Annotated in this window: 15 protein-coding genes; all 15 read left to right on the top strand. The window is 34.8% G+C overall.

The genetic code is table 11. The features are described from left to right. Positions 1-165 precede the first annotated feature (165 nt). The 15 genes from QMG60_RS10205 (at position 166) to QMG60_RS10135 (ending at position 21401) form a co-directional block, all read left to right on the top strand. Positions 166-3246 carry a SusC/RagA family TonB-linked outer membrane protein gene (locus QMG60_RS10205; protein WP_057119303.1) on the top strand — a complete coding sequence of 1027 codons (3081 nt, stop codon included), beginning with the start codon at positions 166-168 and terminating at the stop codon, positions 3244-3246. A 10-nt stretch (positions 3247-3256) separates the two neighbouring features. Then, complete coding sequence (locus QMG60_RS10200; protein ID WP_281867746.1) at positions 3257-4870, top strand: SusD/RagB family nutrient-binding outer membrane lipoprotein; 1614 nt, start codon at positions 3257-3259, stop codon at positions 4868-4870. A 23-nt stretch (positions 4871-4893) separates the two neighbouring features. After that, the gene (locus tag QMG60_RS10195; protein WP_281867745.1) at positions 4894-5796 is read left to right on the top strand and encodes a hypothetical protein; all 903 of its coding nucleotides are present in this window, start codon (positions 4894-4896) and stop codon (positions 5794-5796) included. A 109-nt stretch (positions 5797-5905) separates the two neighbouring features. Beyond that, a complete protein-coding gene (locus QMG60_RS10190; RefSeq protein WP_281867744.1) occupies positions 5906-7102 on the top strand; it encodes a DUF1343 domain-containing protein in 1197 nt (398 codons plus the stop codon). A 130-nt stretch (positions 7103-7232) separates the two neighbouring features. Beyond that, the gene (gene murQ / locus QMG60_RS10185) at positions 7233-8054 is read left to right on the top strand and encodes an N-acetylmuramic acid 6-phosphate etherase (protein ID WP_057119877.1); all 822 of its coding nucleotides are present in this window, start codon (positions 7233-7235) and stop codon (positions 8052-8054) included. Positions 8055-8078: 24 nt separating this feature from the next. After that, positions 8079-9584, top strand: a complete 1506-nt coding sequence (locus QMG60_RS10180) for a sodium:solute symporter (protein ID WP_281867743.1) — start codon at positions 8079-8081, stop codon at positions 9582-9584. An 18-nt stretch (positions 9585-9602) separates the two neighbouring features. Then, the gene (locus QMG60_RS10175; RefSeq protein WP_281867742.1) at positions 9603-12602 is read left to right on the top strand and encodes a glycoside hydrolase family 3 N-terminal domain-containing protein; all 3000 of its coding nucleotides are present in this window, start codon (positions 9603-9605) and stop codon (positions 12600-12602) included. Positions 12603-12745: 143 nt separating this feature from the next. Next, positions 12746-13951, top strand: a complete 1206-nt coding sequence (locus tag QMG60_RS10170) for an anhydro-N-acetylmuramic acid kinase (RefSeq protein ID WP_281867741.1) — start codon at positions 12746-12748, stop codon at positions 13949-13951. Positions 13952-13991: 40 nt separating this feature from the next. After that, positions 13992-15263 carry a DUF5009 domain-containing protein gene (locus tag QMG60_RS10165; RefSeq protein ID WP_281867740.1) on the top strand — a complete coding sequence of 424 codons (1272 nt, stop codon included), beginning with the start codon at positions 13992-13994 and terminating at the stop codon, positions 15261-15263. 93 nt (positions 15264-15356) lie between these two features. Then, complete coding sequence (locus QMG60_RS10160; protein ID WP_281867739.1) at positions 15357-16928, top strand: family 10 glycosylhydrolase; 1572 nt, start codon at positions 15357-15359, stop codon at positions 16926-16928. Then, positions 16915-18186, top strand: a complete 1272-nt coding sequence (locus QMG60_RS10155) for an MFS transporter (RefSeq protein ID WP_134140543.1) — start codon at positions 16915-16917, stop codon at positions 18184-18186. The genes QMG60_RS10160 and QMG60_RS10155 overlap by 14 nt, the downstream gene beginning before the upstream one ends. Before the next feature lie 21 nt (positions 18187-18207). Continuing rightward, a complete protein-coding gene (locus tag QMG60_RS10150) occupies positions 18208-18549 on the top strand; it encodes a hypothetical protein (RefSeq protein ID WP_134140541.1) in 342 nt (113 codons plus the stop codon). 22 nt (positions 18550-18571) lie between these two features. Beyond that, positions 18572-19021: a GNAT family N-acetyltransferase gene (locus QMG60_RS10145; RefSeq protein ID WP_057119322.1), complete on the top strand. Its 450-nt coding sequence runs from the start codon at positions 18572-18574 to the stop codon at positions 19019-19021. Positions 19022-19023: 2 nt separating this feature from the next. Next, positions 19024-20637, top strand: a complete 1614-nt coding sequence (locus tag QMG60_RS10140; protein WP_281867738.1) for a glycoside hydrolase family 3 N-terminal domain-containing protein — start codon at positions 19024-19026, stop codon at positions 20635-20637. A gap of 125 nt (positions 20638-20762) precedes the next feature. Continuing rightward, positions 20763-21401 (top strand): peroxiredoxin, encoded by a 639-nt coding sequence (locus tag QMG60_RS10135; RefSeq protein ID WP_057119327.1) that lies wholly within the window; start codon positions 20763-20765, stop codon positions 21399-21401. Positions 21402-21426: the final 25 nt, after the last annotated feature.

Genomic DNA, 21426 nt, shown 5'->3' with positions numbered 1-21426 from the left:
ATCCTCAAAATAAAACTTTTTACGATTTCCATAATTCCAATTAATTCAAAGTTATTTGTGCGTTTTTATGCATTATTGAATAGAATTAATAAAAAAACGACATAAAGTTGCAATTTTTTAAAAATATTTTATACATTTCGCATCTCTAACCATAAATTAACCCTTATGAAAAAAAAGCATTTAATTCTTTTACTTTTCATTTTTGGAATACTAACCAGTTATTCGCAAAACAATCTAGTAAAAGGTGTCGTTACAGATGGCAGCGGTAACACATTGCCAGGCGCAAACATTCTAGTACAGGGAACCAAAGATCAAACTTCGACTGGAGTTGATGGAACCTTTTCGATCAAAGCAAACCAAGGAGCAGTACTTCTTGTTTCTTACATTGGTTTTAATACCAAAGAAGTTATTGTAAATGGCAGCAATCTTAAAATTGTTATTTCAGAAAGTGCTCAAACGCTGAACAATGTAACTATTGTGGGTTCTATGGGTATTGTTAGAAACAAATCGTCTTTAGGATATGCGGTTCAGGAAGTAAAAGGAAAAGAAATCGCAGACACTCAGCGCCCAAACTTTGCTACGGCTTTGCAAGGTCGTGTTGCGGGTCTTACCGTAACGAGTACTTCTGGAGCACCGGGAGCCTCTGCTGCGATTCAGTTAAGAGGTGTAAATTCGCTTAGCGGGAGCAACTCTCCTTTGTATGTAGTTGACGGATTACCAGTGAGTAACGAAACAATGGACCAAGGTGTAACAATTTCTAATGCTCCAAACAGAACGCAGGATTACACCAACAGAGGTGCGGATATTAACCCAGACGATATTGAATCTGTGGTTATCTTAAAAGGACCTGAGGCGGCAGCGCTTTACGGAATGCAGGCTGGAAATGGTGCGATCGTTATTACAACTAAAAAAGGTAAAAAAGGAGTTGGAAGACTTACTTATTCTACTAATACAAGATTTGATAATTTATATCGTTTCCCAGAAATTCAAAAAGTATATCAAAGAGGTTCTGACGGCGTAAACAATCCAGATTACAGAAGACAATTTGGAACGGCTTACGAACCAGGAACTAAATTTTATAATAATGTTGAAAATTTCTTTAAAACTGGAGTTTCAACCAATCATAATTTGTCATTTGAGGCGGGTACAGAAACTACTTCTTACCGTTTGTCTATAGCCAACTTAGATCAGGAAGGTGTTGTGCCAAATACAGGATACAGCCGTTTAACTGCTAATTTGAATGCTTCTGCAAAATTATCTTCAAAATTAAGATCAGAAGCTAGTTTTAATTTTACAAAATCAGACAATCAAAAAGCAGCAAAGGGAGCTGGATCTGCCATACAGATTCCAGGAGTAACAAATGCAGGTTATCTGCTTTCATTATTAACTTGGCCGGCAAATGATGATGCAAGTGTTTATCTAAATCCTGACGGAACGAGAAGAAAAATCACCAGCGGTGCTTTGGATAACGAAACCGATAATCCGTATTGGGAGGTAAACAAAAATTTATCGGAGGATTTCAATAATCGTTTTATTACGAATGTTGGATTAATCTACGATCCAACTTCTTGGTTAAACTTAACGGGCCGTGTGGGCTGGGATGTTAATTCTGCTCAAGGTTACAGAGCCATTCATCCAGAATCTGCTGCAGGTATTGCTTCTGGTGGTTATATAGAATCTTACTATTCGAATACGAGTAATTTAAACACGACTTTATTAGTTACAGCTAAAAAATCTTTCGGAAAATTCAATACCAAACTGATGGTGGGTAATTCGGTTAACGATAATGATTATAAAATTTTATCTACAACAGGAAGCAAATTTTTCGATCCTAACTTCTACTCTATCAACAATACAGATGCTACAACGCAAAGATCTCAAGAGAGAATTATCCAAAGCAGAATCATTGGTTTCTTTTCTGAGCTGAGTTTAGATTACGATAAAATTGTTTATCTGACTTTGACTGGACGTGAAGACTGGACTTCTGTATTACCTGATCCATTTTTCTATCCTTCTGTTTCAACGAGTTTTGTTTTCACAAACTTAAACGGATTGAAAGACAAAGAAATTCTTTCTTACGGAAAATTAAGAGCTTCGTATGCGGAAGCTGCTAATATTCCTTCTCCTTATTCTGCAGAACCGGTTTTCACGCCGCAATTGACTACAGATGGAGGTTATGCTTATGGCGTTACAGGTGCGAATCCGAATTTGAAACCTGAATTCCGTAAATCTTTTGAATTCGGTACAGAATTAAAATTCTTTAAAAACCGCGTTGGATTAGACGTTGCTGTTTACAGTACTAAAACGATCGATCCAATTTTGAAAAATATGCGTTTAAGCTACGGAACTGGATTCGTAGTAACTTCTGCAAACTTTGGAGATTTACAAAACCAAGGTTTAGAGATTACTTTAAGCGGAAGTCCAATTCAAAAAGATAATTTTTCTTGGAATGTAAGTGCAAACTTCAGCAAAACGCGTTCAGAATTATTAAATCTTCCTTCTGTAGTTTCTGAATATTATGTTTCAGATACTTGGCTTTACGGAAATGTTCGCGGCGGGGTAACCGTTGGAAATCCGTTAACGACTTTAACTGGAAATGATTATTTAAGAAATAATGCCGGAGAACCTTTAATTGATCCAAATACTGGTTTTCCTTTAAAAGATCCAAACTTTAAAATTGTTGGAGACAGAAATCCAGATTTTATGCTTGGTTTACAAAATACATTTACTTACAAAAACCTTAGTTTATCATTCTTGTTAGACATTAGAAAAGGCGGCGATATTTACAATGCAACGGAGTTTTATTTATATCAAAACGGATTGTCTACGAAAACTTTAGATCGCGATCAAACCCGAATTGTAAAAGGTGTGCTGAGAGATGGCTTAGAAAATTCGGCTACTCCAACACAAAATAATATTCCGGTAAGACCAAGTGTTCAAAACGAATATTATAGAACTGGAGCTATCGATGCTGATTTTATTGAAAAAGACATTAATTGGCTGCGAATGAGAGATATCACTTTAAGCTATCAAATGCCTTCAGAAATCTTGAAAAAAACATTCATCAACAATCTTTCGCTTTATTTAACAATGACCGATGTTTTCATCATCACTAATTACACTGGAGCAGATCCTTCTGTTAACGGAACTAATGCTTCGACTGGAGGTGCTGGAGGAACAGGTTTTGACTTTGGAGTAGTTTCTACGCCAAGAGGTGTAAACTTAGGATTGAAAATCGGACTTTAATTAATTGACCATGAAAAATATAAAAACATATATAGCCGCATTAGGTCTTGTAACCACAATGATTTCGTGCAACGATTTAGAGGATATAAACGTGAATCCTAGTTTTCCTGTTGATGTTTCTGCTCCAGCTTTACTGCCGCCAATCGAACAACAAATGGCTGTTGGACTACAATTTGACAACCGTTGTTTAGGACGATACATTCAAAATTTCAGTATTGCTACGGTTGGTGCAGTAGGAAGCGAATGGGATCGTTTTGGATATCAGGCAAACAGCGATACAGGCGGTGAAATCTGGAAAATGGCGTATTTTGCTATTGGTTTAAACTTAACCAAATTACAAGAAAAGGCCGTTGCAGAGCAGCGTCATGATATTACTGGAATTTCAAAAGTTATCAGAGCTTGGTCTTGGCAGGTTGCAACAGATTATCATTCAGAATTAATTGATTTTGATCAGGTTTTCACTTCACGTCTTTCTTTTGACTATGTTTCTCAGGATAAAGTTTATGCTGAAGTTGTTCGTTTATTAAACGAAGGTTTAGTCGATTTAGATCGTACAGATGGAAATGTTTCGCAGACTTACACGGCTTCAGGCGACAAAATGTATGGCGGCGACCGCTCTAAATGGGTGAAATTTGCCTACGGAGTTTTGGCTAGAAACCTAAATAATCAAATTAATAAAGCTTCTTACAATCCAGATAAAGTTATCGAATACTGCGATAAATCATTGGCTTCAAACGCAGACAATGCTTTAATTCGATACAACGGAACAGTAGCTGCAGATATCAATTTTTACGGTCCTGGAAGAAACAATTTCAATACGTACCGTCAAACTGATTTTGCAGTACGAACAATGGACGGAACTCTTTTTGGAAATGTAAAAGATCCTAGAATTTCTAGAGTTTTAGCGCCATCTGTAGGTCTTTCTGAAACTGCCCCGGCTTCTGCTGCAAATCCAGATCCGAGTAAGTATACTTTTAATGGAAATCCGTTAAATACTACAGCTTCAACAGTTGCAACAAACGTAAGCAGAATCCCAAATATTTACGGAACATATGTTGCAGGAACTATCACAACTCCAGGTAGATATCTTTTTAGAGATAAAGCGAATTTTCCTTTGATGACGTATTCTGAAATTCAATTTATTAAAGCAGAAGCTGCATTTATTAAAGGAGACAAAGCGATGGCTTTAGACGCTTACAGAAAAGCAATTGACGCTAATATCGATTTTGTAAATGCAAATACTGTTGTAAGCACAACTTTCCCTATTACCTCAACAATTACAGCTGCTGAAAAAACAGCATTTTTAACGAACGTAAATATTGTTCCAGCGGCTGCAGACTTGACTATCAGCCAGATTATGCTTCAAAAATATGTAGCTTTATTTGGTTATGGAATGTTAGAAACTTGGACAGATTTACGTAAATATCACTATAATACTGACATTTACAAATCAATGAATTTAACACCAAACGGAGGAATATTTGTTGACAACAATGGAAAATTACCATATAGAGTTCGTCCGAGATTTAACTCAGAATATGTTTGGAATTTTGATGCTTTAAAAGCGATCGGAGCCGATAAAGTAGATTATCACACACAAGAAATGTGGTTTTCTCAACCGTAATTTTAAACTAAAAATCGAATCAGATGAAAAATATATTTAACCATTTTAAAAAGTTAATCATTCCCGTTTTTGTATTACTTGCGTTTACATCCTGCGGTGACGAGAACGATCAAACTCCTTATCAAACTAAGGATGGAATAGCAAATGCTTCTAACGTAAAATTTGTTCACGCGGCTGTAGGTCCAAACGGAACTAATTTTCAAATCAATTACTTTACAGGAGCAGAAAAAATCTCTGCTGTCGGCGTTTCAACTGGAGTTCCAATTGGCATGAGTTATGGTGCGCAGTATCCAGTTCCCATCAATTATGTTTTGATGAAACCTGGAACACAGCCTTTGAGTATTATAACTCCTGCAACTCCAGCAGTTACTATTTATGACGGAAATATTGTTACCGAAACAGGAAAATATTATACTAGTTTCTTGCTGTCAACTCCGCCTTCTGTTACGCCTCCAGTGTATTCTCTTTATCAGTTAAATGACGATTTATCGGTAGCAGATTTAGACCCAACTAAGGCTTACATTCGTTTTATAAATGTCATCAGCAATTCTGCTCCAGCAGGTTATGATTTAGGATTACTAAAAGAAACTTCAATCTCTGGCGCAACACCTGTGACTACAAAAGAAGTTTACACTTATAGAAATGTGACTTTTAAAGGCGGTGACGAAAAATACATCCCTATTGAACCACAGGATCCAAAAGATACAAGAGGATATCAATTGCAGGTTCGTGTGGCTGGTTCACCAACAAATGTTCCAGGAACAACAACTGGAACAACAATTGCCAATCTTGCGAATTCACCGGCAAGTACCGCTTTTATTCCTAGAGCAGGTAGAGTTTACACGATTTATTGCAGAGGAATTATCGGTGGACTGCCAACGGCGACATCAAATGCTCCGTCTGTTACTTTTATAACAAATAAATAAGCTAAAAAATCGAACCACTTTCTGATTAAAGTGGTTCGATTTAATTACCCAATTTAGTTTTTTGTCCTTTATTAAACGTAATTTTAATTGTAATTTAAACTTTTGTCTTATGTTTCAATCCTTTAAAAAAATCACTTTTATTTTATTTTTAATCATTTCAAATGCATCGAATGCCAATTCATCAACCGAAATAATTGAAAATAAAATCAATGATAGCAGTAATGAAATTAAAACAGGAGCTGATAATTTCGAGAAATATATTCCTTTACTAAAAGACAAAAAAGTTGGGATTGTCACCAATCAAACTGGAATTTTATCCAATAAAAAACATTTGGTTGATTTTTTATTAGAGAAAAAAATCAACATTAAAACCATTTTTGCACCAGAACACGGCTTTAGAGGAACTGCCGATGCAGGCGAGCATGTTGTTGATGGAAAAGATGCCAAAACTGGACTTTCGATTGTTTCACTTTATGGCGAAAACAGAAAACCAAAAAAAGAACAATTAGCAGCAATTGATGTTTTAGTTTTTGACTTACAAGATGTTGGAGCTAGATTTTACACCTACATTTCTTCACTTCATTATGTAATGGAAGCCTGCGCAGAAAACAATATTCCGTTAATTATTTTAGATCGTCCAAACCCAAACGGAAGCATTGTTGACGGACCTATTTTGGAAAAAGAATTTACCAGTTTTGTGGGTATGCACGCAATTCCAATTTTACACGGAATGACAATTGGCGAATACGGCCAAATGATTAATGGTGAAAAATGGCTCAAAAACGGCGTACAATGTAAATTGACTGTAATTTCTTGCACCAATTACAAAAGAGACATGCCGTACAGTCTACCTGTAAAACCTTCACCAAATCTTCCAAACGATCAGGCAATAAATTTATATGCCAGTTTATGTTTGTTTGAAGGAACAAATGTGAGCCTCGGGCGAGGAACAGAAAAGCAATTCCAGATTTATGGTTCTCCTTATTTAACCAAAACCAATTTTAAATTTACGCCAAAACCAAATTTTGGAGCCAAAGATCCTGTTTATAACGGAAAAGAATGTTATGGCGAAGATCTTTCTAAAGCACCAAAAGTGAATCAATTAGAATTAAAATGGCTTTTAAAAGCATATCAAAACACCACTGATAAATCGAAATTTTTTATTCCGTTTTTTACCAAATTGGCCGGCACAAAAAAACTGCAGCAGCAAATCGAAGCTGGAGTTTCTGAAAAAGATATTCGAGACAGCTGGAAAAAAGGTTTAGAAGATTTTAAAACGATGAGAAAAGCATATTTGCTTTATTAGAAACCATTTTTATACCCCTTAAATTTCCCCAAATCAAACTATTTTTTAATAAAATAGAGACTACTAATGCAAAATATTGAAGTCAGAAATTAGAAAAAATTATGACTTCAAAAATCAAAAAAAAAGAAAAATGAAAAATAAAAATCCTGAAACTGAACAAGAATCTTTATACAAAGATTTGGATCAAATGAGCGTGAAAGAACTTTTGACGAACATTAATACAGAAGACAAAAAAGTACCGCATATCATTGAAGGACAAATTCCTAAAATTGAAAAACTGGTTAAAGCAATCGTAAAAAAAATGCAGCTTGGCGGACGATTATTTTATATCGGTGCTGGAACTTCTGGTCGTATCGGAATTTTAGATGCATCGGAATGTCCGCCAACATTTGGCGTTCCGCACGATATGATTATCGGAATTATCGCAGGCGGCGACACTGCGATTAGAAAAGCGGTAGAAAATGCCGAAGATGATACGGAACAAGCATGGAAAGATTTAGCTAAATTTGAGATTTCAAGTCTGGATTTTATTATAGGAATTGCGGCTTCTGGAAATACGCCTTATGTTTTGGGCGCTTTGAAAAAAGCCAAAGAACATAATATTAAAACTGGAAGTATTTCCTGCATCAGCAATGGACTTATAGCGCAGGAAGCAGATCATCCAATTGAATTAATTGTAGGACCTGAATTTTTAACTGGAAGTACCAGAATGAAAGCTGGAACGGCACAAAAACTGACGCTGAATATGATCTCAACTTCGGTTATGATTAAGCTTGGAAAAGTAAAAGGCAACAAAATGGTTGACATGCAATTATCGAATGAAAAACTGGTTAAACGAGGCATCAAAATGATTATGGAAGAACTGGAAATTGAATACGATTTAGCCGAAGAATTACTGCATAAACATAAAAGTGTACGCGCTGTGCTGCTGGATCATAACAGCAAAAAATAATATAATTTCTAAATCCAAAACCAAATGTCTTCTACCACCATTCTCATTTTCATCTTTGTTTACTTTGGTCTTTTGCTTTTTATTTCAAACATAATCAGTAAGAAAGGACAAGACAACGATTCTTTTTTCAAAGCAAATAAAAATTCTAAATGGTATTTAGTTGCTTTTGGTATGATTGGAACAGCGCTTTCAGGCGTAACATTTATTTCTGTACCCGGAGAAGTTGGTTCACCAAACGGAGAACAATTCAAATATTTTCAGTTCGTTTTAGGAAATGCGATCGGATTTGTCATTATTGCAAAAGTCCTCCTACCGCTCTATTACAGAATGAATCTGACTTCGATTTACAGTTATATAGAGCAAAGAATGGGAGTCCGAAGTTATAAAACTGCAGCTTCTATATTTTTAGTCAGCAGAACAATCAGTTCCGCTTTTAGATTGTATTTGGTTGTTATTGTTTTACAGCGTTATGTTTTTAATGATTTTAATATTCCGTTTCCGGTTACTGTGCTTTTAGCGCTGGCACTTATATTTTTATATACGTTTAGAAGCGGACTGAAAACCATTATTATTACCGATACTTTACAGACGTTTTTTTTAGTTAGTTCCGTGTTTATAACCATTTATTTTGTTTGTGACAGTCTTAACCTGACTGTTCTTGAGTCTGTTTCAACCATTCAAAAAAGCAATTATTCAAAGATTTTTTTCTTTGATGATTTCTTTACGAGCAAATATCACTTTGTAAAACAAATTTTAGGAGGAATGTTTGTTACGATCGCAATGGTTGGACTGGATCAGGATTTAATGCAAAAAAACCTGAGCTGTAAAAACATCGGCGAAGCGCAAAAAAACATGTTCACTTTTACAGGAATTTTCGTTTTAATCAATATTATATTTTTGAGTTTAGGCGCATTACTTTATATCTATGCCGATAAAAATGGCGTTGCGATTCCGCTAGATTTAGCAACAGGAAAACCAAGAACCGATTTACTTTTTCCGGAAATTGCTTTAAATCATTTGTCAATTATTCCAGCGTTTGTTTTCCTGTTAGGAATTATCGCCGCGACTTTTGCTACAACCGATTCTGCGTTAACGGCACTTACAACTTCTTTTTGTGTGGACTTTCTCGGAATGGATAAATCTGAAAATTTAGGAAATAACAAAAATGTAAAAACAAGACATTGGGTACATTTCGGATTTTCCATATTACTTTTTCTTGTAATTATTGTGCTGAATTCCTTTAACGATGCCTCTGTTGTGGCTTTGATTTTCCGAGCTGCATCTTACACTTACGGCCCGTTATTAGGATTATATGCTTTTGGATTATTACAAAAATCAAGATTAGTAAACGACAAATTGATCCCGATAATCTGTATTATTTCGCCGATACTGACTTATTTTTTAAGCGAAAATTCGGCTCGATTATTCGGTTATACATTTGATAATGAATTAATCATAATCAACGGCTTATTCACTTATATCGGAATTTATTTTACCAGTAAACGCACCTCAGAAAGAATCTCTTTTTAATTGCCCAAAAACTATTTCATGAAAAATGCTATTATCAAAATAGGCTTGTTTACAATAATGCTTTTTTTTATCATCAATTGCGGTGTTTCTAAAAAAAGTAAAACTGCGGATGAAACAAATAAGCCAGTTTCTACCGAAAATAAAGAGGTTTACATACCCAAAACTCAAGCCGAGAAAAAACATTTCCTTCAAGATTCTGATGCCGAAAATCGCTGGACAGACAGCATTTACAGCAAAATGACTTTGGACGAAAAATTAGGGCAGTTGTTTTTTGTTTCGGCTTATTCAAATAAAGATTCTGTTCACGTAAATAAAATAAAAGATTTAGTTGCCAATTATAAAGTCGGCGGTCTTATTTTCTTTCAAGGCGGACCAGTTCGTCAGGCGAAATTAACTAACGAATATCAGGCGAAAGCTAAAATTCCTTTGTTCATAGGACTTGATGCCGAATGGGGATTAAGCATGCGTTTAGATTCGACTTACGCTTATCCTTGGAACATGACTTTGGGCGCCATTCAGGATTTGGATTTAATCGAAAAAGTTGGCCGTAATATGGGAATAGAATGCAAAAGAATGGGAATTCATTTCAATTTTGCTCCCGTTTTAGATATCAATACCAATCCGCTGAATCCTATTATCGGAAATCGTTCTTTCGGCGAAAGCAAAACAAACGTTGCCAACCGCGCGACTGCATTAATGAAAGGTATTCAAAGTCAAGGTGTTTTATCCACAGGAAAACATTTTCCGGGTCACGGCGACACGGCTGTCGATTCTCATAAAGCACTTCCTACGGTTTCTTTTACCAAAGAACATATGGATGAAGTCGAATTGTATCCGTACAAACAGCTTTTTGATGAAGGTCTGGCTTCGGTTATGGTCGCGCATCTTAATATTCCAAGTTTAGAACCGAAAGAAAATATTCCTTCTTCTGCATCTTATAATGTGGTTACAGAACTGCTTCAAAAACAATTAGGCTTTGAAGGTCTGATTTTTACAGATGGTTTAGGCATGAAAGGCGCGAGTAATTTTAAAGGTGTCGGCGATCTGGAATTGGCTGTTTTAGAAGCTGGAAATGATATTTTCCTTTGTCCCGATGATGTTCCAGCGGCTTTAGAAAAATTAAAAACTTTTTTTTCTGAAGGAAAAATAACAGAGGAGCGTTTGGCACATTCGGTTAAAAAAATACTGCATTATAAATTCAAAGCTGGTTTAAATAAATACAAACCAATTGATTTGAATAATCTGCAAAAAGATTTGAACAGCCCTGATAAAGACGCACTTCAATATACTTTGTATGAAAATGCCGTTACGGTTTTAAAAAATGAAAAAGACATTCTTCCAATTAAAGATCTGGAACAAAAAATCGCTTACGTAAAATTGGGAGAAGATGTAAACAGCGATTTTATTACGACTTTAAAAAAGTATACCAATATCACAGAAGTTTCCAATACCAATATCGACGCTTTAAACGAAGAACTAAAAAAATACGATTTAGTAATTGTGAGTTATCACAAAGTGAATAAAGCTTGGGAAAAACAAGATTTTAGTTCAAACGAGTTGTTTTTTCTAAACAAAATCGCCGAAAACAATAAAGTTATTCTCGACATTTTTGCAAAACCTTACACATTACTTCCAATCCAGAATTTTGATGAAATGGAAGGATTGGTGGTTTCGTACCAAAATTCAAACATTTCTCAGATTGTTTCTGCCGAAATTTTGTTTGGAGCGAAAGAAGCAAAAGGAAAACTGCCAGTTTCTATCAACGAAAATTTCAAAGTTAATGCTGGAATTAATACGGAGAAAATAGATCGTTTAGGTTTTGATACGCCAGAAAATCTCGGAATGAGTTCTGTCATTCTTTCTAAAATTGATGCCATTGCCCAAAAAGCAATTGATGGCAAAATGGCACCGGGAATGCAGGTTTTGGTGGCAAGGAAAGGAAATGTTGTTTTCCAGAAATCGTACGGATATCACACATATGATAAAGATGTAAAAGTTTCAAATACCGATTTATATGATGTTGCTTCGATTTCTAAAATGATTTCGACACTGCCAAATGTAATGCAGTTGTATGATAAAAACAAAGTTACCTTAGAAACAAAATTGGGTGCAATGCTGCCGTTGTTTGCGAAATCTAACAAAAAAGATATTTCGTTTAAAGATCTTTTAAATCACTATGCGGGACTTATTGCGTGGAGTCCATTTTACAAATCGACAATTGATTCGAAAAGTTATCCTTTGGAGAAATATTACAGAAAAATTCCAGAGAAAAATTTCACGACCAAAGTAGCCGACAGTCTTTTTATTCGAAATGATTACCACGACACGATCATGAAATTTATCGCCGACTCTCCTATTTCGCTTAAAAAAGAATACAAATACAGTGATTTTACTTTTATCATTTTAAAAGAATATCTAGAAAGAGTAACGCATCAAAAATTGGAAGATTTAAGCCAAAAGAACTTTTTCAATTCTATCGGAATGAATTATACAACATACAATCCGTTGCTTCGATTTGATAAAAATGAAATTGCTCCAACCGAAATTGATACGTATTTCAGACATCAGCTTATTCAGGGTTATGTGCATGATATGGCGGCTGCAATGGAAGGCGGTGTTGCTGGTCACGCAGGAGTTTTTTCGAATGCAATGGACGTGGCTAAAATGATGCAGCTTTTTCTCCAAAAAGGAAGTTACGGCGGTGAGCGTTATTTTTCTGAAGCAACATTTGATACTTTTAATACCTGCTTTTACTGTGCTCAAGGCGTAGAAAGAGGTTTAGGTTTTGATAAAAGATTAGGAAAAGACGGCCCGACTTGTCAATGCGCTTCTGCTTCAAGTTTTGGACACACGGGTTTTACAGGAAATATGGCTTGGGTTGATCCAGAAAATGAAACGGTTTATGTGTTTTTATCAAACAGAACTTATCCCGAAATTGGCGAAGAAGGAAATAAATTAGCCAAAGAAAAAATTCGTGAAGATATTCAGAAAATAATTTATGAATCTATACTAAAATAACTTAGATTTTATTAAACACATAGAGCCGTGTGCTTTATTTTGAGCGAAAGGACTTTTTATAAAGTTAATAAAATCTATGTTTCTATGTGTTAGAATTAATGCTTCCAACTGTTTAACTTTAGCAGCATTTTAAATGAACTTTTATGAACAAAAATATTAAAGCACTTTATCAAATTGCCCAAAAAGAAACGAGACGAATTATTGGGCTGATGTCGGGAACTTCTCTCGATGGACTTGATATTGCCTTGTGTGAAATTTCGGGATCTGGTGTTGATACAGAAGTTAAACTTATTGAATTTGAAACGGTTGATTACTCAGATGAAATCAAAACAGAAATTCGTAAAGTTTTTGCTCAAAAAAATATTGATTTTCAGCATTTGGTTTTACTCAACGAATGGATCGGAATTCTTCATGCAGAGATGATTAATACCAGTTTAAAGAAATGGAATATTGCTGCTGCAGAAGTTGATTTAATTGCTTCGCACGGACAAACCGTTTTGCATGCGCCTAAATTTTTACATCAGCAGGAAAAGTTTCCAAATGCTACTTTACAAATTGGCGACGGCGATCATATTGCTGTAAAAACAGGAATTATTACGTTATCTGATTTTAGGCAGAAACACGTTGCCGCAGGAGGCGAAGGCGCGCCTTTGGCCGTTTATGGCGATTATTTTTTATTCGGAAAAGAAGGCGAAAACAGAATTATGCTCAATATCGGCGGTATTGCCAATTTCACTTATTTACCAGCTGCCATAATTACAGAAGACACTTTTGTAACAGATACAGGACCAGGAAATACTTTAATTGATCTTTTTGTAAAGCGTCATTTTCCAGAAAAAAGTTATGATAAAGATGCGGAGACAGCCAAAAAAGGAATTGTAAACCAATCGCTTTTGGAGCATTTAAAAGACAATGATTTCTTCCAAAAAGATTTTCCAAAAACAATTGGCCAGGAACTTTTTGGGTACGAATATGTCAATAAAAGTCTGGAAAAGAGCGGCAATGAAGCTATTTCTATTGAAGATTTATTAGCAACCTTAACGAGATTTAGCGCCGAAACTATTGCCGAAGCGATTCAATTTGCTGTCAAAAATAGCTCTTATAAAATTGAGGATTTTAAAATTTATATGTCAGGCGGAGGTGCAAATAATCCTTTATTAGTGCAGTGGTTAAAAGAATTATTGCCGTGTTCTTTCTTCAAAAGCAATGATTTAGGAATTAACAGCGATGCAAAAGAAGCAATTTTGTTTGCCATTTTAGCCAACGAAACGGTTGCTGGAGGAGATTTCAAATTTAATTCTGTAAAAATTCCATCAGTAACTATGGGAAAAATATCAATGCCCGATTAAAAATACTAACAACCAAATCTAACCGCAAAACCACCTACAAATGAAAGACCGCATAATTTCAGTTGATGTTTTAAGAGGACTGACTGTTTTATTAATGACTTTAGTGAACAATCCCGGAAGCTGGAGTTACGTTTACCCGATTTTAGACCACGCAAAATGGAATGGCTGTACCCTTGCAGATTTAGTGTTTCCGTTTTTCATTTTTATTGTGGGGATCGCAGTTCCTTTGGCTATGCCAGTTAAAAAAGACAATGCTGAAAATATCACTAAAGTAATCACGCGATCTTTACGCATTTTTTGTTTAGGACTATTTTTAAGCTATTTCTATTCGATTCATTTCATGGGATTACAGCCTGGAATTACACTTTTATGCATTCGTTTATTTTTCACTTTTTTAGTTGGTTATGCATTAATTGGCGATTTCAATCCTAAAACAAAAAATATTCTTGCAGTTATCATTTTTGTGATTTTGATAGGTCTGGCTTACAGCGGACAAGAAAATTTTGCCAAAATTAGATTACTCGGTGTTTTACAGCGAATTGGAATTGTATACTTTTTTGTTTCTCTTATCTATTTAAAAACAAATATCAAAACTCAAATTATTTTGAGTGCTTCAATTTTATTAGGATATTGGGCTTTAATGACACTGCTTCCAGTTCCGGGTGTTGGACATCCGAATTTAGAAGTTGGAACAAATTTAGCTTCTTGGTTAGACAGCGTTTTACTCGAAAACCATATGTATATCGAAACCAAGACTTGGGATCCAGAAGGTTTATTAAGCACTTTGCCAGTAATTGGAAACGGTTTAATTGGTTTATTAATCGGCCAGCTTTTAATGCAGCCTATGCCGAAAATAAAAATCAACAAAATTATGGCTGGAATTAGCTTGGCATTAATTCTTCTCGGCTTGCTTTGGTCATTGGCTTTTCCTATAAACAAATCTATCTGGACAAGTTCTTATGTTTTATTCACTGCAGGTTTGGCCTTATTATTGCTTTCACTAATTTATTACATAATAGATGTTCGCGGTTATAAAAAATGGACGACTTTTTTACTGACTTGGGGCGTTAATCCGATGATTGTGTTTTTTGTTTCTGGAATTTTACCGCGTGCCTTAACGATGATTAAAATTCAAGACCCAGAAAATATTTCCGAACAAATAAACGTTAGAGATTATGCTTATAATTTTTGGATTAGTCCGCTGTTTGAGAATCAAATGCTTTCGTCCTTAACGTATTCTATAATTTACATCTTATTATGGAGTTGCGTATTGTGGTATTTTTATAAAAAGAAGATTATTTTTAAAGTCTAATTTCTAAAGAAAAACCGTAATTATTATTGCAAAATTTAAATTTCTTATATCACCTAAAAAAACTATTTTTGGTTTCTGTTAAAAAACATTGAAATGCATAAAAATCAGTATTTAATATTCTCTATCCTATCTATATTTTTCTTTTCGACGATTTCTCAAGCGCAGGAAAACACAATGCACCCAAAAAATGAATTTAGAGGTGTATGGATCGCAACCGTTGTAAATATCGATTGGCCAAAGGCAAGTATAGATAACGTCGAAAAAGAAAAAGCTGATTATCTTGAAATTTTAGAGGCTTACAAAAAACTGAATTACAATGCTGTAATTGTTCAGGTTAGAAGTGTTGGTGATGCTATTTATCCTTCAGAACTGGCGCCGTGGTCTCGTTTTTTAACAGGAAAAGAAGGTCTTGCTCCAAACCCTTATTATGATGCATTAGCATGGATGATCGAGCAGGCGCACGCAAGAGGATTTGAATTTCACGCTTGGTTAAATCCATACCGCGCCACTTTCGATTTAAACAAAAATCTTTTAAGTCCAGGACATGATGTTTTTAAACACCCAGAATGGATGATCGAATATGGCGGGAAATATTACTATGATCCTGCTTTGCCTGAAGTTCAAGATCATTTGACTAAAGTGGTAAAAGAAGTTGTTGATAAATATGATATTGACGCGATTCATTTTGATGATTATTTTTATCCGTATGCCGTTCCTGGAAAAGTTTTTAACGACACCGCTTCTTATAAAAAATACGGCGCAGGTTTAAGCCTTGCCGATTGGCGCCGTGCAAATGTGAGCAACTTTGTACATACCATTTCAACTACTATAAAAGCCAGCAAACCTTGGGTTCAGTTCGGAATTAGTCCGTTTGGGGTTTGGCGAAATAAATCGCAGGATCCTAGAGGCTCTGAGACACAATCAACATCAAATTACGACGATTTATACGCTGATCCGCTTTTGTGGATGGATCAAAAATGGATCGACTACATCCTGCCTCAATTGTATTGGAGTATGAATAATCCGAGAGCATCTTATTCAAAATTAGTAAAATGGTGGGCAGAAAATTCTAATAACACTGCCGTATACATCGGACATGCGTCATACAAAATTAGAGCTGACGGAGACAAAAACTGGAATTTTATGAACGAAATTCCAACGCAGATTGACTTTGCGAGAAGTTTTAAAAATGTTTCGGGAAGTGCCTATTTTAGTTCAAAATGGTTCATCAATAAGAATTTTGATGTTGTTCGTCATTTAGAAGAAAATCAATATAAATATCCAGCGCTTCCTGCTGCTGTTCCTAATTTACGACATGTAATTATTGACACACCAAGAGCAATTGAATACAATAAAGACAGTATTCGTTATACTTTTACCTTCAAAAGTCCGCTGAATACCAAAGTCCGTTACATGGTAGTTTATGGAGGCGAACATGTTTCGAAAATCGATATTAATGACGCCACAAAAATTGTCGAAAAAGTAACTGTAAAAGAAGTTGATGGAACAATTACTTTCTCAATTGCTGCCGGAAAACTAAATCTTTTCAAAGCATGTGCAGTCACTTTTATTGATTATTACGCTAACGAAAGTACACCAACAGCAATAGATCTAAAAAAACCATTTAAAAACTATATACCAGCTCAGCCAAATGAAAATAGATAATAAACCGTGGTTTTGGATTCCGCTTCTTAATTTTGCTTCTGGATTACCGTACGCCATAATTATTTCGGTTTCGGTAATTATGTACAAAAATCTGGGAATTTCAAATGAAGACATTGGAGTTTACACCAGTTTATTATATCTTCCTTGGGTAATAAAACCACTTTGGAGTCCGCTAATTGAATTAGTTGGAACCAAAAGAAAATGGTTTTTAGCAATGCAGTTATTAATTTCAATCGCATTTTTATTAGTCGGATTTATAATTCCGCTCAACGGCTTTTTCATAATGTCATTGTCTATATTTTGGGTAGCTGCTTTTGCTTCTGCCTCAAACGATATTGCGAGCGACGGCTTTTATCTATTAGTTTTACCAGAAGACAAACAATCGTTTTTTATCGGAATCAGAAGTACTTTTTACAGACTTTCTATGCTCGCAGGAAATGGTTTGGTTGTATTATTTGCTGGATATTTGGAGCACAAATACGGTGACAATACAAAAGCTTGGTCCTATACTATGATTGCAGTTGGTTTACTAATGACTTTTATCACAGTTTATAATTTCATCTTTACTCCAAAAAACGAAATTAATACAACTCAAAATAAGGAAACTCATAACCATCAAAACTTTGCAACTGTATTTACCAGCTTCTTCAAGAAAAAACAAATCGGATTGATCTTGGCTTTTATTTTGGTTTTCAGATTGGGAGAATCACAATTGCTTAAAATGCTAAGCCCATTTTTATTGGATGGTAAAGAATTAGGCGGAATGGGATTGGATACTGAAGCTGTTGGAATAATTTACGGAACATTTGGCGTTGGCGCTTTAACCCTAGGAGGAATTCTGGGAGGAATCGCAATCTCAAAACAAGGTCTTACGAAATGGATGCTTCCCATGTTTTTAGCAATGCATTTACCAATAATTGGATTTATTTTATTAGCATTTTTTCACCCATCATCTATTTACTATATTTATGCCGTTGTTATTGTAGAGCAATTTGGTTACGGTTTCGGATTTACAGCTTTCATGATGTTTTTGATTAATGTTGCCGAAGGAGAATCAAAAACCGCACACTATGCAATTGCAACTGGTTTTATGGCATTAGGAATGATGCTTCCAGGAATGTTAAGCGGTTTTATACAACAATATTTAGGCTATCAAAACTTCTTTATTTGGGTTTTCATTGCCACAATTCCAGGTCTTATTTTATCACGTTTTTTAATTTTCCCGAAAGATTTTGGGAAGAAAACAGAAGAAGTTTAATCCCAAATCAAACTTTTATATATGGAAATCAATGAAAATTTGCAGGCCGAACGCAATCTGAAAGGAGCTGAGTTCGAAAAAACCGGAGATCTTGACAAAGCAATTGAGTTGTATGAACAAAATGCTGCAGAAGGTTTTAAAGGAAATCACCCGTACGATCGATTAGCAACAATCTACAAAAACCAAAATGATCTGGAAAATGAAATTCGAGTTTTAGAAAAAGCCATTATCGTTTACGAAGAAATTACCATTGAAGACCGACTTGAAGGACTGCCAAAGCTTTTCCGTTTTAAAAATAGATTGGAAAAAGCTCTTGAAACCCAAAAACAATTGGCTAAACAAAAGAAAGCGAAATTGAAATAAAATTACTTTTTTACACAAAATCATGATTACCTTAAAACGAACAAACTCAGACGATATTGATTTTATAAATCTGGTTGTTTTATTAGATCAGGATTTAGCGATTAGAGACGGAGAAGATCATGCGTTTTACAATCAGTTTAATAAAACCGATAAAATAAAACATACGATTGTTTATTACGAAAACGGAATTCCTGTTGGCTGTGGCGCTTTTCGAGAAAAAGAACCAGGAACAACAGAAATCAAAAGAATGTACGTTCGTCCTGATCACAGAAAAAAAGGAATTGCATCTGCTGTTTTAGCAGCATTAGAAATCTGGGCAAAAGAAGTTGGTTACACTTACACCATTCTCGAAACTGGCAAAAATCAGCCGGAAGCTATTAACTTATATCAAAAATTAAATTACAGCATAATTCCAAATTATCCTCCTTATGAAAAGATGGATAACAGCGTCTGTATGAAAAAGACTTTATAATAATGAAAATGACAGCTCAAGCATTACGACAAAAAGTGGGACAATTCTTTTTTCCTGCTGTTTTTATCAACGACACAGAAGAAAACATTCAGGAAACCGAACGCCTTATTAAAGAACACAATATTGGCGGATTAACCTTTTTTCACAGTCGTGCGAGCGCTGCAACCAATTATGAAAGCAAAAAGAAAGTTGTATTTAACGATGACAGCTACAAAAAAATTAAAGCCTTAATTGTTCGTTATCAAAAAGCTGCTTCTACCCCACTTTTAATCAGTATAGATGCGGAATGGGGATTGGCAATGCGAATTGAAAAAACACCTCAATATCCGTATGCCATTACGCTTGGTGCATTGCCTGAAAGTAAATCAAATTTAGTTTACGAAGTTGGAAAACAAATTGGTTTAGATTTAAAAGCTGCTGGAATTCAGTATAATTTATCGCCTTTGGCAGACATCAATGATAATCCAAATAATCCTGTTATTGGTTATCGTTCTTTTGGTGAAAACAAAGAAAAAGTAGCCAATTTTGCAGTTGAATATTTAAAGGGGATGTCTGAAGTTGGTGTTCTGGGCTGTTTGAAGCATTTTCCTGGACACGGAAACACCAATGTGGATTCGCATTTAGGACTTCCAGTTTTAAAAGAAACTTTAGAAGAATTATTAGAAAACGAATTGTATCCATTCATTAAGGGAATTGAAAATAATGTTGATTCGATTATGATTGGTCATTTGGCGGTTCCGAGTTTAAATGATGGAAAAGACACATCTGCAACATTATCAAAAGCTGTTATTCAAGATCTTTTGCGTGATAAATTAGGCTATGACGGTTTGGTAATTTCTGATGCTTTAAATATGCACAGCGTTTCAAAATTATATGAAACAAAAGGACATTTAGAATGGGAAGCTTTTAACGCTGGAAATGATGTTTTATGCTTCGCCGAAAATGTTCCAGAAGGAATTGAAGAAATCTTAAAAAATGCTTCGCCAGAAAGAATCGAAGAAAGCTTCAACCGAATCATGAAAGCAAAAGAAAAAGCTGGAATTCTTTCTGAAAATACTTTTACTGCTGATGAGTTAAATTTCGAAAGTGCATCAAAATTAAATCTTGAAATTGCAGCAAACTCAATTACAAAAATTATAGATAATTCAAATACAGAATTAGCATTTGACGCACAGAAAAATAATCAATTAGCAAAACTAAGTTTATATAAAAATACTGAAAATACTTTTTTCAAAACATTAAATTCAAAGCTGCCTTCACCAGAATTTGCTTTTGAAAATTTAGAAGCTTCTGATATTTCATCAATCAAAAAAGAACTTGAAAATTTCGAAACGATTATTATTTCATTATTTGTTCCAAAGGCAAAACCTATGAACAATTTTGAAATTGACGATGAAGTTTTAGCGCTGCTTTCAGATTTGCTTCAAACCAAAAAAAGTATCGTTTATGTTTTCGGAAATCCCTACGTTTTGCCCATAATTCCGAATCTAAAAAAGGCTTCAGGGCTGATTCAGGCGTATCAGGATTTTAACGAATTTCAAAAAACAGCAGGAAATCAATTTTTAGAAAATATTCCTTGCAATGGGACTCTTCCTGTAAATATTGATATCCAATAACTTACAATTCTTAATAATCAAATACTATCAACTTATAAATATTAATAATCACATCTTATTGTAAGTACCTGTACTTATGCCCTACTTTTGCACTAGAAATAAATTTTTAACGTAAAACGAAAAATATGTCTTTAGTAGGAAAAAAATTCCCAAGTATTGCAGTAGATGCTATCTCAGAAATGGGTGACAATTTAAAAATCAACATTTTTGAAGAAGCAGTAAACAACAACAAAAAAGTATTATTGTTTTGGTACCCAAAAGATTTTACTTTTGTATGTCCAACTGAATTACACGCCTTTCAAGCTGCATTACCAGAATTTGAGCAAAGAAATACTATCGTAATTGGTGCTTCTTGTGACACAAATGAAGTTCACTTTGCTTGGTTAAATACTCCAAAAAACAATGGTGGAATCGAAGGTGTTACTTACCCAATTTTAGCTGATACAAACCGTAACTTAGCTAACATTTTAGGTATTCTTGATATCGAATCTACAAGCTACAGCGAAGATACTGATTCAGTTATCATCGAAGGTTCAAACGTAACTTACAGAGCTACTTACCTTATTGACGAAACTGGAAAAATCTTCCACGAAAGTGTAAACGATATGCCATTAGGACGTAACGTAAACGAATACTTAAGAATGGTTGATGCTTACACTCACATCCAAACTAAAGGTGAAGTTTGTCCTGCAAACTGGGAAGCTGGTAAAGAAGCTATGTCTGCAGACAGAGTTAGTACTGCTGAATACTTAAGCGCTAATTAAGCTGCTAAGATACTAAGGTTCTAAG

It is taken from the genome of Flavobacterium sp. GSB-24, from assembly GCF_027924665.1.
GTDB lineage: Bacteria > Bacteroidota > Bacteroidia > Flavobacteriales > Flavobacteriaceae > Flavobacterium.
Note: the sequence above shows the minus strand (reverse complement) of the source record. Positions and strands in the feature narration are given on the sequence as shown.

What these genes read in the sequence shown, in the direction of transcription:
- QMG60_RS10195 (WP_281867745.1), top strand. Translation starts at nt 4,894, where the DNA reads ATGAAAAATATATTTAACCATTTTAAAAAGTTAATCATTCCCGTTTTT.
- murQ (WP_057119877.1), top strand. Translation starts at nt 7,233, where the DNA reads ATGAAAAATAAAAATCCTGAAACTGAACAAGAATCTTTATACAAAGAT.
- QMG60_RS10160 (WP_281867739.1), top strand. Translation starts at nt 15,357, where the DNA reads ATGCATAAAAATCAGTATTTAATATTCTCTATCCTATCTATATTTTTC.
- QMG60_RS10170 (WP_281867741.1), top strand. Translation starts at nt 12,746, where the DNA reads ATGAACAAAAATATTAAAGCACTTTATCAAATTGCCCAAAAAGAAACG.
- QMG60_RS10150 (WP_134140541.1), top strand. Translation starts at nt 18,208, where the DNA reads ATGGAAATCAATGAAAATTTGCAGGCCGAACGCAATCTGAAAGGAGCT.
- QMG60_RS10145 (WP_057119322.1), top strand. Translation starts at nt 18,572, where the DNA reads ATGATTACCTTAAAACGAACAAACTCAGACGATATTGATTTTATAAAT.
- QMG60_RS10205 (WP_057119303.1), top strand. Translation starts at nt 166, where the DNA reads ATGAAAAAAAAGCATTTAATTCTTTTACTTTTCATTTTTGGAATACTA.
- QMG60_RS10190 (WP_281867744.1), top strand. Translation starts at nt 5,906, where the DNA reads ATGTTTCAATCCTTTAAAAAAATCACTTTTATTTTATTTTTAATCATT.
- QMG60_RS10155 (WP_134140543.1), top strand. Translation starts at nt 16,915, where the DNA reads ATGAAAATAGATAATAAACCGTGGTTTTGGATTCCGCTTCTTAATTTT.
- QMG60_RS10140 (WP_281867738.1), top strand. Translation starts at nt 19,024, where the DNA reads ATGAAAATGACAGCTCAAGCATTACGACAAAAAGTGGGACAATTCTTT.
- QMG60_RS10135 (WP_057119327.1), top strand. Translation starts at nt 20,763, where the DNA reads ATGTCTTTAGTAGGAAAAAAATTCCCAAGTATTGCAGTAGATGCTATC.
- QMG60_RS10175 (WP_281867742.1), top strand. Translation starts at nt 9,603, where the DNA reads ATGAAAAATGCTATTATCAAAATAGGCTTGTTTACAATAATGCTTTTT.
- QMG60_RS10165 (WP_281867740.1), top strand. Translation starts at nt 13,992, where the DNA reads ATGAAAGACCGCATAATTTCAGTTGATGTTTTAAGAGGACTGACTGTT.
- QMG60_RS10180 (WP_281867743.1), top strand. Translation starts at nt 8,079, where the DNA reads ATGTCTTCTACCACCATTCTCATTTTCATCTTTGTTTACTTTGGTCTT.
- QMG60_RS10200 (WP_281867746.1), top strand. Translation starts at nt 3,257, where the DNA reads ATGAAAAATATAAAAACATATATAGCCGCATTAGGTCTTGTAACCACA.